4 protein-coding genes are annotated in these 19,411 nt (G+C 47.1%); all 4 read right to left on the bottom strand.

What is annotated here, in order from left to right; translation table 11 throughout:
* Window positions 1-44: 44 nt before the first annotated feature.
* Entirely contained in the window at window positions 45-1,940 is a 1,896-nt protein-coding gene (locus tag ACO08K_RS04330; protein ID WP_421795171.1) for a hypothetical protein, read from the bottom strand.
* 47 nt (window positions 1,941-1,987) lie between these two features.
* Window positions 1,988-3,826 (bottom strand): hypothetical protein, encoded by a 1,839-nt coding sequence (locus tag ACO08K_RS04325; RefSeq protein WP_421795170.1) that lies wholly within the window; start codon window positions 3,824-3,826, stop codon window positions 1,988-1,990.
* Between the two features lie 62 nt (window positions 3,827-3,888).
* On the bottom strand, window positions 3,889-4,383 hold the full coding sequence (locus ACO08K_RS04320; protein WP_421795169.1) for a T9SS type A sorting domain-containing protein: 495 nt from the start codon (window positions 4,381-4,383) through the stop codon (window positions 3,889-3,891).
* 99 nt (window positions 4,384-4,482) lie between these two features.
* Window positions 4,483-19,260 (bottom strand): GEVED domain-containing protein, encoded by a 14,778-nt coding sequence (locus tag ACO08K_RS04315; protein ID WP_421795168.1) that lies wholly within the window; start codon window positions 19,258-19,260, stop codon window positions 4,483-4,485.
* Between the last annotated feature and the right edge of the window lie 151 nt (window positions 19,261-19,411).

Here is a 19,411-nt window from a genome sequence, read left to right as displayed (position 1 = left end):
TTGGGCGGCGTTAGAGTAGGGGAGAGACCCTACAAGAATAAAGATTATTTCTTCTTCTGAAACTTCTGATCAACCACACTCCATTGAGTTAAATAATTTGGATCTCTCCGCATTTCCTTAATGGTAGGAATTGGGTCATTCAAAAATGCTTCCAATTGTGGGTTGTTGTCGAAATTGCGACCTTGCCTTGCCAACTCTGCTTTGGTTTGGGCCATAATTTGTTTTATGGATTCAGCATTGTTGTCCAGGAATTGATCAAATTGCTCATCGGTCAATAGTTTAGCGGAAGGTGCGCTAGTGACATTGGCATTTCCGGGTGTAGCCATCATTTTGCCAGCGTTCAATTCACTACTTGTTTGTAGTGGAGCTTTACCTTCAAGGTAGGCAAGAATGTTGTCAACCTTATTGGAAATTTCTTCCACTTTGGGAGCCAAATCATTGTTATTCAATCCAATGCCTACCTTTACATAGTTGAGCGGAGCATCTTTGGCAGCTTGCCAGGCAACACCTACTACTTTAGCAAAGTCTGAAATCATCATTTGTGATGGTTTTACCGCAATACCAGTACCATCATTTTTGCCTGAGGGGATGATGTAATCTCCCACATCAACTTTGCCTACTACCTTTACAGGCACTTGACCCATAAACGCTACTTTTTCATAAAAAGCTTTCTTATCAGCCTGTGGGGCATTGCCCAACACAATAGGCCGTTGAGATACGATCATGTAATGTGAGCCATGAGTAGTATTCAAGGAAATTTTTCCACCATTAACGGCTACAATATCTCCATAACGCATGTCGGGTTCACCCTTGGCGCGCTCCAGCCATTCCGCATAGTCACCAGCACCTGACTCGTAGGCTACTCCAATGTTGTCCCGAAGGTCGTTTTCCCAGGTAATCCATTCTGTAGCGAGAGCTGCTGCCTCAACACCAATCACAACTGCGTTTGCGGTAAGTGCAACAGCAGCTGCGGTGAAGCCTGGAGTGGCAAAAGCCAGGATGATGGTTGCGGCGGCGGCTACAGCTGCAGCATACAAACCAGCTGCTTCAGCGGCAGTTGCTACTGCAGTAGCTGCGAGAGAAACCGCAGATAAGGTAAACAAAGCTACCTGAGTTTTATACTCTGAGGTTGCATACAATTCATCAAGGGTTTGACCTTCCACGCGCCCCCATACTCCTTCATCATCGGCGAAGGTCAGGAAGTTATTGTCATTGTCCCGAGAACCATTAACCTTGATGTAAATGCCCTGGTCACTACCTTCTACTGTAAGCGGGTAATTGCCCATGTTTTCATCATCTCCAGAAGAACCTGTTCCCTTAACCCCACTGTAAATTTGCAGTTGCCCTTCTTTAGTCAAGATGACCCTGGTAGTGTTGTTGGTTTTGACCACCAGATCCTGATTGTCACGGGTACCTAAAAAATGAGTCTCCGGACGAGTCGCAGTGTTACCTCCCGTATGCCAATAAATTGACTGGTTCTTTTCGGTTGGCAGTTCAATGGCTGTAGCGTCATTTACGAGCTGAGAAGCAGTTTGTGCATGAAAGGCGTAAGGTACCGCACGCATTTCAGAGCTTCCTAAAAGGGCAAACTCTCGCCCCCCGCTTGCATCTAAAGCAACATTGAGCCAGATTGCTTGGCTTGCCCAGGGAATATCTTTGACTGCACCAGATTGCTCTTTCCCTTCGCCAATTACAAGACTAAACATACCAAGTTCATCGGTAGTCACCTGATGAATTTCAGAGTAATATGTTTTGTTGTCAGTGGAATTGGTAGCAAAAGAAAGTTTGAGAGATATATTTTGATTAGCCAGTAGCTTACCAAAGGCATCCCGCGCAACAGCCTGGTAATTCATGCCTTGGGCAGCACTATTGGTTTGCCCCATAACAGCCTGAATCAACAAGACGTTGCATATGATCAGAATCGATAAAATCTTTTTCATACCCTTAAAATTTGATCAATAGGAAACTTGATTGGTTCAAATTTGGCCTATTTTTTTGACGACTTAATTTTTTGATCCACTAATGCCCACTGGGTAAGGTAGGTCGGATCACGGCGTACTTCTTTGATGAAGGGAAGTGGGTTGTCCAACATTTCCACCATCTTGGGATTTTTGCTCAAATCATAACCCTGTTTGATCAGGCTAAGTTTGGCTTCGGCGTACATTTGGGTGAAGAAATCAGCATTTTTATCAATCAACTGATCAAACTCTTCATCAGTATATAGCTTGTTTATTGTAGTTTGTGGCTTCATGCTTGGTACGTTTGCCAGCACAGTTCCATCACCATTAAGAGGCGCTTTCCCTTCCAGGTAAGCCATGATTTGCTCCACTTTTTGGTTCAACTCGTCTACTTTACGGGTCAAATCATTGCTGTTGATGCCCACTGCTACATTTATATAGTTCAGCGGTGCTTCTTTGGCTGCTTCCCAAGCTACCCCTACGATTCTAGCGTAGTCTCCCAGTTTCATTTCACTGGGGTTTACGGCAATACCCAAACCATCGTTATTGCCAGAAGGAAGGATGTAATCGCCAATAGCTACTTTACCAACCACTTTTACGGGCACCTGGCCCATAAAGGCTACTTTTTCAAAGTTCTCTTGTTTGGCAGGTTGGGGGGCGTTACCCAATACGATTGGGCGCATGGAAACCACCATGAAGTGATCTACCTCTTTCGTGTTCAAAGAAATTTGACCAGCTTTCACGCCTACAATTTCACCAAAATGCATATCGCGCTCGCCTTTTTTGCGCTCTAACCATTCTGCATAGTCACCGGCCCCAGATTCATAAGTTACTCCAATGTTGTCACGAAGGTCATTTTCCCAGGTGATCCATTCTGTGGCCAAAGAGGCCGCTTCTACACCCAGTGCAACCGCATTGGCTACGGCGCCAACTGCAGCAGCAGCACCCACTCCTGATGCGGCCAAACCAACAGCTTCTGCGGTATAAGCTACTACTTGAGCGGCCAGAGAAATAGTTTGTAAAGTAAATAAAGCTACCTGAGTTTTATACTCCGAGCTTGCATACAGTTCATCCAGGGTTTGTCCTTCAATTCGTCCCCAGACTCCTTCATCGTCAGCGAAAGTGACAAAGTTGTTGTCATTGTCCCGAGAGCCATTCACTTTGATGTAAATCCCTTGGTCGCTACCTTGTACTGTGACTGGATAGTTGGCCATTGCTTCATCGTCTCCAGGCATGCCATTACCTTTAACGCCGCTGAATACCTGCATTTGGCCTTCTTTGGTAAATTTTACCCGAGTTGTATTATTGGTCTTAAGCACCAAATCCTGGTTGTCCCGTGTACCAACAAAATGGGTAGCAGGTCGAGTATTGGTGTTACCTCCTGTGGTCCAATAAATGGATTGGTTTTTTTCTAAAGGCAAGTCTATGGCGCTGGCTTCATCTACAATCTGCGAGGCAGTAGCAGCATGAAATGCATAGGGCACTGAAAGCAACTTGGCAGAACTTACCAAATTGTAATTTTTGCCCGCTTTATCATCCATCGCAATGTTGAGCCAAACCTGTTCTTTAGCCCAGGGAACATCGGCTAGAACGCCAGAGGCATTTTTACCTTCTCCGATTACCAATTTGAACAGACCATTTTGATCAGTTACAACCTGGTGCGTTTCGGTATAATATTCAGTTTGTGCCCCAGTTTTGGATACTAAGGAAATTTTTAGTGAGACAGGGAGATTGGCAATGATTTGCCCCTTTGCATCCCTGGCTACAGCCTGATAATTCATACCCTGCGCAGCCGCCGTACTCTGTGCTGACAAGGCAAGACCGCCTAAGAGGTTGGCAGCAATCAAAAAGAGTAATAATTTTTTCATGCCAATAGGATTAAAAGTTGAAAAGGGCCAAGCCCAATAGAGTCAATTTATGTGGAGTCTTCCTAGTGTGTTTTAACGACTTTGAAGACTTCGATTGGTTTCCCGTTTTGTTGTGATACTTTCAGAAAATAGGTTCCTGAAGGTAGATTGCTCAGGTTAAACTCAGTATTGCCCTGGGATAAATTGGTGCGTTGAACCAACACCCGGCCCTGAATATCCACCAATTGAGCGAAAAGTGCTTTTTGTTTGGCATCACTGACCAGAACATTCAGCGTAGACTGAACAGGATTGGGCGCAATGCTCACCTTGGGGGAACTGTATTCGGGCAATAAGGTTACTTCCAGCATAGGTTGATGAAAACCTTCCGTGGTAAATCCTCCAGGGGTGTTCCAACGGGAGACGGCAGTTTCTCCCAAAGTCCAATCCAAACTAATGGTTGCAGTTTGCATTTTTCCACCAGCAGTACTGATTACCTCTGGTGACAATGATTGAGCTTTACCGAGGATGGTGGTACAAACCACAACTCCAACCAGAATTAATTGAATATAGTTCTTCATGATCTAAAAGGTTGGTGGAGCGCTACTTTACAACCTTGCCGCTATCGTGCTGAAAATTCAGCCCAAAAGCGGCAAGGGTTGTAAGGTGCATCCGTGTGATTAACGGTTCAACAGAATCATTTTTTTGGTATCGGTAAAGTCAGCGGTTTCGAGGGTGTAGTACAACACGCCGCTGGCTCTCAAATCGGCTTGCTTCAGAATGACCTTGTTTTCCCCCTTGACATAATTGCCCTCCATGCGGTAGACCAAACTTCCTTTGGTGTCGCGGATGGTCAAAGTGCCCTTGGTGGCCTTGGGCAGATAGAACCCGATGAGGGTTTCATCCTGGAAGGGGTTGGGAGTATTCTGGCGCAGTACAGCAAAATCCTGAGTGACATCAGCACCGAAGCTGAGTTTGACGCCGATGGCCTCATTTTGCTTATCGTAGGCTTCAGCTGGAGTAAGGCGACTGCTGATGTTCAACACTTCGCTCAATTTCACAGCGGCTTTGGCTCTCAATTTCAAGGTGAACAGCACCTCATTGCCAGCGGCATTGAGGGTACTGCTGAGGTTCCAGCTGGTAGTGATGGCACCTTTGTCCTTGAAGACACCAAAGTTATCGGCCTTGGCAACTCCGTATTCGATTCCTTCGAGCTCGACTGCATTCAGGTCATAGTTCAAGGTGAACTGGTAGCCCTGGATGTTTTGCAAGTCTTTAGCGCGAATGGCAATCTCGTAAGGCGAGTTGGCCTTCATGGCGATCTCGTTGGTGTTCAACAACAAGGCACGGTCGCTACGGGTTTCAGCGGCTGCTACCCCACTGATGGTTGCTGCACTACCGTTGACATCACCCATTTTGACTGCGATGAAGTCGGCTCTGACATTACCAGCCAGGTCATTGACGTTGACGATCTCAGGGTACTCAGCCGTGAATGGGTTTTGAGCATCCGGGAACTTGTAAGCAGCGTCGACGAATTTCCAGCTAGGTACATTGTTGAACTTGGTATCGATCTGCAGGATCAACTTGCGGATCTGGATCATGTCCAGGGTACTGATCGACTTAGAGTTGTTGACGTCAGCAGCAATCATGCGGTATACCCCTTCGAGCGGCTTCACGCCGAGGATGTGCTTCTGGATCAAAACAAGGTCGAAAGTAGAAACTCCATTGAGGTGATCTTTATCCAATTGAGCACTTACGCTGAAGTCACTTCCTTTGTTGAGGCTATTGAAGACAAAGGTACCTGCACCCGGAGTATTGTACTTCATCGTAGCAGCACCACTCAGGTCAACTTGAGCACCCTGGAGTGGTTCAGCTTCATCAGTAGTGATCAAACCGGAGATGCTACCCAGGGTTACATTGCCCGAACCGCCGCAAACTTTACGGTTGTCCTGAACTTCAATGTAGGTTACACAGAAGTCGTGGTTACCGGCATTGTCCCATGCATGCAATTCAACCAGGATGGTTTTGCCAGCATCGGCACAATTAAGGAGCAAGCTGGTCTGAGACTCTACCGCCGGGCTACCTACCCGATTGATGGAGTACTTGGTGACCAGTTTAGCACCCGTTGTATTGGTTTCAGGACCTTGGCCATTGCAATCGTAGATTTTGGAAGCTACGAAATCAGAAGCCCATACAGTCATCATGCCAGCACCTGCGCCATCAGGCATCAATTCGGTACTCAAACCATTGATACAGATTGGAGCCGGAGCCTTGCAATCTTCGACAGTGAATGGAATCCGGGTGGCGTCACTCAGGTTACCACACTCATCGCGTACGACCACGATCAGGTCATGTTTGCCTTGAGGCAAGTTGCTGACATTGATCTCGAACTGACCATTGCCCAATGCTTTGGTACTCCAACGAGGAGTAGCGTAAAGAATCATGCTACCTGCATCGCGAGTTTGGAACGGAGCAATCATCAAGTATTGAGTTTCGAGGGTCACTTCGTTGGTACAGTTGTCCTTACCGGTTACCACCATTTTGATGTTGGCCAGGCAATCAGCACCTTCACGGATGCAGAACTTGGCAGGATCACCAGTCACTACTGGTTTCACTTCGTCGTATACTTTGATGATCTGGGTATACATGAAGGAGTGGTAGAACTCACCTACTGGCAAACCGTAAGGATTGTCCTGGAAGGCGCTTTCGCAGTATGGTGGAATGAAGGCTTCATCGTTAGCAGTTCCGACCTTACCATCGTTCAAGGTACCTTCTTCAGGTGTCTCGTTCAAGGACAGGTAGAACTCTTCACGCTGGTCTTTGTTTTTGTCGCGAACCAGTACATAGATTGGCGTTTTGCCGTATCCATTGTAAGCGCGATCGACCACATAAACACTTCCTTCAGTCATTGGATCACCACAACGATCATCGTAAGCACACCAGTCGATGACGGTGTAGGTACGGAAGATTTTGTAGCACTCATCATCGGAAGCATCGTAGCGCTTATCGCTGACGTTGACCGCGAGGATGTCACAACCCAATTCTTTGGTGAAAGCAGTATCAATCACTGGTACTTTGCAGTCGCGTTGGTCTACGTCTTTAGGGAAGCAGATGTTGTACTCGCGTACTGGCAATACCCGGATGATTTGCTTACAGGTAGTGGTAATTGGGCCATTAGCCGTTTGTTTGGTCAATACCCAAATCCGTTCGATGGTACCAGCGCCACATTTCAGGCGTTTCACCGTACTGTAGGCAGTATCTGCCTGGATACAAACTGCACCGCTATTGATGATCACATCACCAAACACTTTAGCAGACAACACCTTATTGTCAATGATACCGATGTTTTTATCGTTGCAGTAGATGGTAACTTCCCAAGGAGCAAGGCACTGGATTGGCGTTTTGTCATCTACCTGGATGTTGTTCCAGCAGTAGTTGAGGTTGCCAAATTTGTCCATACCCCACAGTTCAACCATCAACGCACTTCCATCACAACAGAAGAACGGAACAGTATCCATCAATGGGGTCATGATAATGCCAGATCCATTGCCAGCTGCTGGTGGGTTCTTCGTGAAGTATTCGCCAATGGTGAAGTATTCTTCGATCTCGGCAACGCCGTTGCTATTGAGATCGATGTAATCATAATCGTCAGCTTTGCCGTTGCCGTTCAAGTCAAGCTTACCTTTAGATGGATCATAAGGATCAAGCTTGCCATTTTTATTGGCGTCAATTACCCGTGGGAATTTCAGCATCGTCGCAACGCAGGCATCAGCTACTGGACGGCGCACTTTCACCCACTTCAACTTACAGTTGTCCCAGCTACCTTCGTCCAGGTCTTTAGCGGCTACAAAGCCGTTGCCCTGGTTATCGAGGGTAATGTTCAACTTGTCGTCGCACTTCATTACGGGCGAAATCTTGTCTACGATCCGAACAGGGATCCAAACAACACTATCTTGATAGCATGCGTCGTAAACCCGTACTTCTACAAACCAGTCGCCTAGCGTTGGTACTCCAGATACGGTGTAACCTTTAGCACAGTCACCAGTGACTTTTACTCCCGGATCAGTTTTGAGCACGAACACACCAGTGGGGCGCTCATCCAGGTCAAGGATCGCTACACGTTCTACTACGCGGATTTCATAGCACCAGTCACTTTGCTCAGTTACATTGAAGCTGGAGCGGTTGAATACAAATCCACCTGTACAATCCATCGGACCAGTAGAGTACTCCAGTACGTCATCCGGATCGTAAGTAGCAGTAGCTGTTTTTGGATTGGCTTGAGGAGCGCCAGTATAAGCACCTACTTTACCATCCTTATCGATATCTAGTGCAGTGATGATTGGTCTTTCGCTGTCACCTACGATGATGGTTTGTTGCCAGGTATAGCGGCCACCACTCCAGGTACTTTCAGCGTAGCAATCGTTGCCAGTCGCTGGCTGGATCAAGTAGTTTGGATAGGCAGTTCCGGTTCCATAGCACCAGTCGAAGATTGACCAAGTACGGATGATCTTCTTGCCACACAAGCCTTGGCCAGTAGAGAAGGAAACTTCATCCGTGTAGTTGAAGGCAAAACCACAGTAATCTTTTCCGGTGAGGTAAATCTTCTTACCTGATCCATTGATGTAGTAGGGCACACTTTCAGCGATATTGTACTTCTTGCCGGCCAAATCAGCGGGTAGAATCAAATTATCACCTTTGGCTTTGTCGTTCGGCACCTCAATCTTGCACAAGGGCAATTTGATGACTGGACGATAGATGTTGATCAACTGGCTGCAATTGGCCTTGTTGCCCATCAAATCTATGAAACTGAAGGTACGGCGAATCTGAGCGTAGAGGTAACCCTGAGCAGCAGATGCGTTGCAATCAGCAAAGTATTCAATTTCGTCCTTAACGTTTTCCAGTCTTGGCGTACCACAAGCATCGGTTGCTGTAGCCTTTCCAGTATAGTAAGCATACAGGCTATCGTTCCATGATCTGGTCACGTTGTAGATGCTGTCCACATCCGAGCACACAAAAGTATATGTACCAACGATCTGGTTCTTGGAGTTCAACTTGCGGGAAGTATTCGGTGGACAAGTCACTACTGGAGGAATCTTGTCTACAAAGATGATTGGACCCCAAATCACATTACAGTGGTTGGAAACACTTCTTACTTTGTAAATCAAGGTGCGATCACGGTATTTCTTCACGTCAAATGGAACGCGATCTACAGAAGCCCAGAGGGTTTCCTCAGTCCATTTATCCTGAATGATCACCCGGTAGTAGCTACCCATTGGATACTTGTCAAAACCACAAGCTGCGATGAAATTGGGCACCAGTAGGTCAGCATTTACAACAGCCTCACAGTTGGCATCCAATGCAATTTGGAATTCTTTGTAACCACTGTTCCACTTAGTCTTGAACCAGCAAGAGTCATTCATTATGGCTTTGTCGTCTTCGTCTTCGTACTTATCACGACCAGTTACGTTTGGAGAAACGTAAGGCAGTTGATAATCACCTTTCAATCCGCGGTCGGCAACCATACCTTCAAAGAGGATACCGTCACCACCAGCAGGATAAGCCAGGTTAGCCATTGGCATTGGATCGTCGTACTCATCGGTTGAGTCAAATACTACGATGGACTTGCCAAAGCGTGGATGGAAGAAGCGGAAGTCGGTCAAAGGCCGCTTGTCTCCAGTTTGTTTGTTGAATCCTACCGCACGAGCTGTAACGGAGGCAGACAACATCCATGGATAAGCCGCGTCCTTGGTTGGATCAATTTCGAATTCAATTTGTACACACAAAATAGAGTCACCACGCAGCAGGAAGTGTGCATTCTCAGAAGTTGGCACCAACAGTTTGGTATCAGTAGTACCATTGTAGTTGGGGTTGACCTTCAGCAAGTCTTTTGGTTTTGCGTTAACTGCAGACTTGAAGTTGACCAAAGACGACTTTCTGATCTTCTGGTGTGGTAAATTGGTTACAAATGCGCTATCAACGATGGTTACAATTGGCTTGGAAGCCGTGTACAAGGCTGGGCCATATGCGTTCAACAGGTTGAAGAACATCTGGAAGCTATCGAGTGGCACTTCTTGTGGGTTTTTCACACACAAGTGCGTAATCACGTTGAAGTTGCCGCAAATCTGGCTGGTTGGGAAGTTCACCCCAACGATGTCCATACTTGCTTCTACGTTTGGTTCGTCTACCCAACCAATATCTACTGACTTATCCCACTGGTTGTCGGGGAAGAAGGCCGGAGTAAATGGATTGGCATTGTCGTCCGCATCCCGTTTGCCATTTTCGATGGCGTCATTGGCTCTCAATTCCGCACCAGACCCACCTTCACGTGCATCATTAATTGGATTCGGCGCGGCGAACAGTGGGCGATCATTGACACAAACTTCAGGTTGGCGGTTGTTGCCATCGGTGATTTTTACAAAAGCACCAGGGCCTCGACTTGTGCCACCTACTCCTGAGGTGCGGCCATCGCTATCCTGGCCATCGCTTACCCCAGGGTTATCCTGGAGGGTTACTACTCGGTGTTTCGGCCAGGCATTCACAAAGCTGGCACTGTCGGTTGCAAAGTATTTCATTGGCAACACGTAGTAGATACCAGGGATCAAACCGCGGAAGGAATACAAACCGCTGTCAGCTGCTGGAGAGATACCGGTTTTCACCAGAGCACCAGGAGCATAAGTGCCTACTCCCGGAGGAGCGATTGTACGGTTGTACAAAATATCGGTCACTGTGCCCAAAGAGCTAAGGCTAGTCTGGTAACCCACAGTGTCGAATACACCGGTAGTACCATTTACACCACCCCAGATCAGTACGAGGTGCAGAGAGTCAACCACATCTTCGCGGGTATCCTGATCACCGAATACATCGTGATCAAACCAGGCCAGGTTGCCAATTTTGCCTACTGGAATTGCGTAATCTTCCACTTCCCCTTGTGGGTATGGATATCTTCCGGTATTGCCAGGAGCATCAGTCCAGTTGGCTGGTGGCGCCAAGATTGGTCCTAATGGCAAGTTATTTTCGAATGACTTGACGAAAGGTGGCAAAGTCATGTGGAAAATATTGTTGTCATCACCCAAGCCATTCGGGAAGGCAGTTGGGAATTGAGTAGCATAGTTGGTCCAACCCAGGCGGAAACGCATGAAGATGGTACCAGAGTCAAATACTGCGGTAGTTGGCACCCGGAAGGCCAGGATCGTACTGTCTACACCATTAGCACCTGTAGCAGGCAAAGTAGCCGTGCGGGTAGGTGTGCCCAATGCAGGTACCAAATTGGTCGAGAATGGCGCCGTTGCAGAAACAGATTGGTGGGTAAATTCAAGCTTTTCAGCCGGAAGATCCATCACCCCGTTGCCGTTCCAGTCCATAAAGCCATCGAGGTACGCAGTTTTGTTGACGTAGCCACCATTGGTGGTATCCTGCGAAGTATAGTTGACTTTGATGTAAGCGTATTCACCAGGGAGCAGTGGAGAAAGCAGGCGAACACCTGTTTCATCATCCGCAGTCACACCTTTTTTGAAGGCACCCTGGTCATCGTCATCACCACCAGCTTTGCTACCAGCATCTGCATCTGGTTTGCCGTTCAATTCTCCATCTACACCTTTACCGAGGTAGAGGCGAGGCTGGATGGCGTGGCGTGGGCCAAATTTACCACTGAACAAAGCATCCATCGAATCGCGCAGGGTCAGGTATTTAGAACCAGGCAGGATGGCAGTGATCGGCAGATCGCCATAATCAAATCCGGTATAACCAAAGTCACGGGTTTCGTCGTATTGGTTGTCCGGGAAGTTATTCAGGGCATCGGCGGAAGGAGGGAGGTTGTTTCCTGGCACCAATCCACCTACGTCATTGCGTGGAGCATTTTCATCCAGACACAACATCATCGGATTGGTGATGGTGAAGGTGTCGGTAGTAATGCGGTTGTCGATCAACAGGTCGTCGCCATTGCTATTGTCATCAATACAAGCATCGTCAGATGGATTCGGATTGTTGAACGTAGCGGTCATTCCTGCTGGGTCAGACACGATGATCTGGTAAACTGGATTTGGAATACCAGAAGGATCAACGTTGCCAATCAAGCCACAGAAGTAGTAGCGGCCATTGGCGTCGGTGGTATCGTGATAAGTATATTCGTAAAGGTCACCTGAATTCAGGATGCCATCCAAACCTGCGAATTGCAGTTTGATTGGCACATTGGCAATACCTGGTTCAAGCAAATCCTGGAAGCCATCGTAATCGCGGTCTTCAAATACGGTGTTGCCCACTTTAGACAGCGAGATGAAATAATCTTCCACTTCACCGTAAGGAATGATGCCACCGGGAACCTGACTTGTGCCTGCTCCGGGTTGTGGGTCAGGGAAGTTGAGGTTTGGTGCCAAAATTCCGTTTGGTCCGAGGCGTGGATCAAAGCTGATGCGGAAACGAGACAAAATATTGCCATTGTTGTAAGCCACATTAGCAGGAACTTTGAAGCTCAAGCGAACAGAATCACCAGCGAACTTCAAGAAACTCATTTCCAGTTTTACCGCCTGAGTATTGGCCTCCAATACAATTGGGTTGCCATTCAGATGGGTAAAGATGATGTGTTCGTTGGCATCAATGACGCCCGCGCCATCGTCAAAGTTACCATCACCGTTCCAGTCAAACCAGGCGTGCAAGTATGCATCCGGGCCGTCCAGGTTGATTTTGGCATGGTACTTCACGGTAATTTGAGCTTCATAACCAGCAATCATTGGGGTCACAAAGCGGATACCATCTTCATCATCGCCACAAACATTGGCAGCATTGTGGAATGGCCAACGACGACCTTGTGAAGGATCGTATGGGAAGTTGGGATAGTTGCTGAAGTCGGCGATTGGATCATCACCACCTGCATCTGGAGCTGGTTTGAATTCAGCACCAGCATCCTGGTCGGGTTGTCCCAACCATTCTACATCCTGACAGTTACCCAAACGCAAGTCTGGCGTAACGATGTGTTTAGGTCCTTCAGGCTTGGTGCCGTTTTCAGTGGTCACAAAATTGGTTACTGAAGGATTGTTGCCAGATTCTGCCAAGTCACCGAGATCAAGACCAACATAACCAAAGTCAATCCGTTGTTCTACGCGATCATCTGGGAATACACCCAATGCGTTTGGATCGAGCAGTTGAGGATTGCCTTGATCAAGAATACCTTCTTCGTCCGTGCCAATCTGGTCAATCTTGAGCTTGAACATTTGGCTCTTAGATTGTCTGCGCTCCCCACTTAAATAATCCCATGGATTTTTGAGTGGTTTCCCATCGCTATCAAGGTCTTCCTCAGTTACATTTTTGATGTGGTCAAAACGAGAAGGCGTCAGACCAAAAGTATCGATTGAAATGATCTGGTAAACACCTTCAATCAAGCCAGTGAAGCAGTACAGACCTTTCGCATCGGTGTAGGTTTGCAAGACTGAATCCTGGATGAAATCTCGGGTTGTACTTCCATCGATGAGTTTCGTATTTGGGTTTTGCGCTGTATTTTGAGTAACTGAATCACAACGACCAGTTACAGGATCTACACCGCCAAAACGCAATACAACGCGAACATTCTGGATACCCAGGTTGATCTCTTCAGCATCTTGCAGGCCGTTGTTGTTGCGGTCTTCCCAAACCAGGTTGCCCAGTTTGAAGATTGGCAGGAAGTAATCTTCCACTTCACCGTCAGCAGCTGAGCCATTGGGGCTAGGTGCCGCGTTGAAAGGTACATCCGTAGTGAAACGGAAGCGGAAATATACTTTACCGCCGGCGAAAGTGGCATTGGCTGGTACGGCGAAGTTGACGATCTGAGCCGTTACGGTTGTATTGGCTGCAACAACGACATCATCAACGTATTCAAGAACACCATCGCTATTCCAATCTGCCCAAATGTGTAGGGTAGCTGGAACAGGTTCATTATTGGTACCGGTGAAAGACAGCTGTGCATTGCTACCGGGAGTCAGCGGACTCAGGAAGATAATGCCATCTTCATCATCAGGAATCAGATTATTGTCGTCGCCAGTCGCTCTTTCAGTTGGTTGGCCATCGGCTTCAGTATCAATAAATTTACCCATAAACACACGAGGAGTCACTGGCACCCCGTGACGAGGTCCATTGTATACCCGGCGAGTTTGGTAATCGTTATTGCCGGTGCCAGCGGTAGCGTCAGGTAAGTCACCATATTCCGCACCGCGCAACTCAACAATAAAGTCTTCGACTTCCCCATCTGGCGCCTGCCCGTATGCGTCGAGGATATTGCCAGAAGTCAAACGGATACGTACTCCAATAGAATCAGAAGTAGGTATATTCGGAATGCGAATACCTAAATCAACATTGCCTGTAAAGTTGGCAGCAACCGAACGCTGATAAGTCTCGGTAACTCCATTGAACTGACCGTCACCATTCCAGTCAATAAAGGCCCAGAGAGTGGCGCTTTTACCTAAATTGTTGGTTACAGGTATACGGAATACCGTACTGTCGGTAGAAATAAGTGGATAAGGCAATAAAGTAGCGGGATTCAAGAAGTTATTAGGACTCAAATCCTCGTCATCAAAGGTATTTGTATCATCACCCGTTGCTGGCTGGTTAGGCTGGCCTTCCAATTCAGGATCGGGAGGCGTAGCACCAATATACAGTGCATACAGTGTATCCAGCGCAGGGGTGGTGACGATAATTGGTACGATTTTGTGGCTTGGGCCAGGCTGGCCACCTTGCTTATCAGTAATGTAGCGAGGCTCAGGCAAGTCACCCCAGTCATAGCCCACAATGGTCACCCAGGTGTCTTCTACTTCACCAAGGATGTCGGTAGTGATCCCTTGTACAGGGCCAGTAGATAGCTGTACGGCTACACTTTCATTACTCAAACGGAAACGGGTAGCAACTCGCTCAGGCAGAGGATTCGGTAAAACCGGAACATTGAAGATTACATTGTAATAACCGCTTGCTCCTGCAGGAATGGTTATTGGGCCAGATTTTTGATTGGGCGAAGCGTCTTCAAAAGAGCCATCGTCGTTCCAATCTGCAAAACCCATCAGATAAGCATTTGCACCAGTTAAGTTGGTCACAAACACTTTAAACACTGCGGGTTTTCCACGAATAATTGAATCAGGTTGAATGACACCATCTTCGTCATCGATGCCATTGATGTCATCACCAAAGGCATTTGCCTGAGGTTGACCATCAGCTTCTGCATCGATGGTGTTGCCAATTTTTAATCTTGCATCAATTCGGTGGCGCGGCCCGCGAGAGCCGTTGATGTTAAAGATGGTTTCATAGTTTCCTGTTCCTGTACCAGCAGCGGCATCCGGGAGGTCACCATAGTCGAAACCAGCTACACCTTGCAACATATAATCTTCAACTTCACCGTCAGGTGCTGGGCCATAAGCGTCGAACACAGCGCCCGAGGTCATCCGTACGCGAACGCCGATATTGCCAGAAGCGAATATTGGAATTGCCAAGTTAAACACTACTGTATGCGTGCCAGAATCTACGGTAGTAGAATAGCGCTCAGTAACGTTTTCAAAAACGCCATTGTTATTCCAATCTACAAACACGATTACATTCGCAGTAGTGTCAAGATTGTTGGTTACAGGGAAGGTCATAGTGATGCTATTGCCAGCAATCAGAGAGTCGGCAGTAGCAGGATTGGTAAACCAGGAACGATTTACGTTTTCGTCATTTACACCATTATTATTGTCACCATCAGCCAACAAAGAAGGCTTACCATCACCTTCTGCATCAGGAGGAGTAGTACCGATGAACATCGCAGGCTGGCGGTTGGTTACTTCAGGACGTGGATCGATGTCCAAGGAATCGATTCCGTGGCTAGGTCCAACCAGACCGCCTTGCAAATCGGTAGCGAATTTTGGCTCAGGTAAGTCACCAAAATCCTTCATGGTATAAGTGATACAAAGGGTATGCTCTACTGAAGGCGCAAAAACCATCCCATGGAACTGGAATACTGGAAGATCGAAATCAGTACCAGATAAGGTTAAGCCCAAACGTAGTTTACCATCTTGTGCCAAACGATTTTGGGCATCAATTATACCCAATTGCCCCAGGTTGGTATAGGGTCCAGTTGCATTTGCTCCAATGGTAAAGTCATTGTATTTGGTATCAAACAGATCGTCAAAAATATTGGGATCGTAACCAATATAATCGTAGTAGTACTTGTCAGCAATCTGGGTAATGTCAAATTGAATGTCGCCCGTTGCACTGGTATTGACAACATCCACTTCACAGACCTGCTGGAAGCCGCCTTGTAAGGAAATAGGGCGATATTCGATTTTTTGGATGGTGGCATTTTTAGGTACATAATTTGAAATGTCAAATTCAATGTACCCGCGCATTTCTACTCTTTCATTGTTGCCACCATTGGCTACGGTTTGGCGAATCCGACCAACTGCAATGCCCCCGGCATTATCGTCGATCAGATTATCACTAGCACAAATATCTTCATATGCAGTTTGGAAATATCCACCTTTTACGCCAGGAATGTCACACACAATGGTTTTTAAACCCAAAGTGGAAACAACATCGGGTGGGGGAGGGCCCAAAAGTGGGCAAGAACCAATCACATTGGAAGGGCAACCTGAAGCGCTGGTTACTGTAATATTGGTGTAGTTGCCTACGCCCAAACCCGAGATGGTATAAGGGAACTGAGCAAAAGTCAAGGCTGGAATAGTTTGCACCATATTTGCAGGTGTAGTATACTGCAAAGTATAAGGTGGACTACCCGGGTTATTGCTCATCCCAATGGTGATCGACCCATTTGTAGCGCTGGCTGTAGTCGGCTCTACTTTGGAGTGGGTGATTTGGGGGGCAGTATTCACGGTGTACGGAACCGCGAGGATGGGGCCAAAACACAGCGTGGCATTGTTTCTTTTGCGCACATAAAGCGTCCCCGTGGCAGCAGGTGCTACTGCTGGCGAATAGGTTAGACCCGTGCTTATAGAAGGATTGGCTGGAACGGTAGCCGTATTATTGGTGTACCACCGAAATACCTCGCTGGCTTGTAAGGCTGAGGTTAAGTTGACTGTTATATTGGTACCCTGACAAACCGCAGTGACCGGAGTTGCTGTTACCGGAGAAGGAGGAGGAGGATCATTTAAGGTGATACTCACTACATTGGAAGTACACCCTGGCGTCGGCGGTCCGAGCAGACTCCTTACAAAAATATTCGTGTAATTACCCATTGCCAAAAGGCTAACCACAATTTGGCCGGCAGCATTGGTCATTACGGTATCACCTGATTTAGGCAAGCCCGGGGATGGGCCTGAAAAGTTTAGGCGATATTTGGTTTTGGGTACCAAACCAGAAATGGTAAAGGTTCCGTCAGAACCACCACATTTGGTGGGGTCTACTTTTGCCACTGAAATGGTCGGTGGAATATCACCCACGCCGACCGGGTTACTGGTCAGCATACAGGTGTTTTCGGTAACTTTTACCTGAAAACGACACCAGGAGTTCGCTGCGGTAACCGACGCTAAATTATAGGTTTGGTTTGGTCCAGTTTGTAAATCTGCAAGCGTAAAATTTGCGGAACCCACGCCGCCTAAAGAAGCTACCCAAATGCTGGCAGCAGTACTACTAGTAGATTCTGCGATGATGCCAAAAACGCTCGGGTTTTCCAAACCTACTACAAAAGTGCTAAAGTCATCACCGCCTAGGTTGGCAATGGATACCCCTTTTGAGGTAGCAATATAGATGAGATTATTTGCCACGGCGATGTCCCGAATGGGATCATCTGGCAAATTACTGTTTGAGTTGTTGAAAAATACCCAGTTTAAGCCACCATTGGTAGAAATCCCGATGCCGTTATCGGTACCAGCATAAAGGATTCCGTTGTTGAAATAAATGGTGGTGATGTTGTTGCTGGGTAAGCCATTGCCTACCGTGAATTGGGTGAAGTTTACTCCATTGTCATTGGAAACATAAACGCCCATGTTGGTGGCTACATATACATTGGTACCTTCTACAAAAATATCGGAAACGGATACTCCAGGGATAGTAGTATTAAAGGTACCTCCGTTTAACTGACGAGAAAGCCCGAGTGAAGTTGCTGCATAGGTATAATTATTCCCCCCATTGCTAGTAGCCGCTGAAGCTCGGACGCTCAGTACCGGGATACCGTTGCCAGTATCATATAAGGTAGGGAAAGTAGCACCATTGTCACCAGAAACAAATAAGCCCTGGTTGGTGGAAACAAATACAAAAGACCCTCTGACAAAAACATGGTTGATGGCTTCAGCTGGAAGTGCAACTTCGGTATAGGTCATCCCACTATTGCGTGAAATAACCAAACCTTGTGGAGTGGCTATATAGATATTGCCTCCATTTTTAGCAATCGAAGTACCAATAGGGGTAGGAAAACCTGCCGTAGTATTGGTGAATGCTGGTGCACAAACACTTTGCCAAGTATAAGCATCAAAGCCTCCAGTTGGTGTACTGAAGGTTACGTTTGCACCTAGGCATTGGAACATGTTGGTTGGATCCACCAATGCCGGACGGATACCAGGAATGGTATACAAACCGTATTCGCAACCTTCAATGAGACCATTGCTGGCGACAATCCGGATTTCAAAATTGCTACCACTGACATCATAAGGAATCACTGCCTGGATTGCACCGGATTTAGCCGTAGAGACCAATCGACCGATGGTGCGGGAGGTAGTGAAATTATTGTTACTGAGCTGAATGGTATAAATGTTGCCTGCATTGATTGGATCAGCGGCATTGAATTCGTAAAGCAGATTGAGGTACTCACCTTGGCAAAAAATCGAGCCATTGGCTTTCATTGGAGTCATATCTGCATTTTCCAGGGTACCACTGCCAATGCGGAAAGGTAAAGACTGGTTGCTGATTATACCATTGGGGTTACTGGACACAATGCGCATCCGGTACCCTGTACCAGTAGGAACATTGGGGAAAGTCCCACTGAGTGTTCCATTCCCAGTGATGCTTGCCGAAGCTCCAGGAATATTAGTAGGAGAGGCAAAGCTTCCCGATGCATTGCTCAATTGCAATGTAAAGGTATTTGGTGAAATGAAGTCACAGTCTAGTAAATAAGAGACTGAAATTGGATCCCCTACACAATAAGGCCCCAACGGGTTTGGGTAATTGGCCGTAATCTGGTCACCTGATATGGTGAATGGGGAAGTGGTTGAACTCCCGCCAGGACTGTTGGAGTTAACCCTTAATCTATAGCCAGCACTCGGGGTGACGGCTCCAAGGTTTCCAGATATGGAACCAGGGCTCGCTCCTGGACCAGCCGCAATGTTACCAATGATGGTTCCGGGAAAATTCCCACTTGCATCACTCAGTTCAAGGGTAACACTAGTACTAGTAGTCCAACCAGCAAAGTTAAACGTGACCGTTACGTTTGTGCTCGGACACACAGGAGTGCCCGTTGTGAGTGTTGCTGAACTGGGCTGTGCGAAAGCCAGACCACTCAAAAAGAGGGCTGGCATCATGACCAGAAAGGATTTGAAAAAGGGCTTTCTTAGTTTTTCACTGGAGTGAAAAAAAGAAGCAAAAATCCCTACAGGAGAATTACTCAAGAGTAAGGGTCTTTTCATGAGATACCGATTTATAAAAAATAGCGTTATTATCAAAACAGCTGAC

The sequence above is a fragment of the Haliscomenobacter sp. genome (assembly GCF_965225875.1).
Classification (GTDB): domain Bacteria; phylum Bacteroidota; class Bacteroidia; order Chitinophagales; family Saprospiraceae; genus Haliscomenobacter.
The sequence above is the reverse complement of the archived record's forward strand: the minus strand, read 5'-3'. Positions and strand labels throughout refer to the sequence as shown.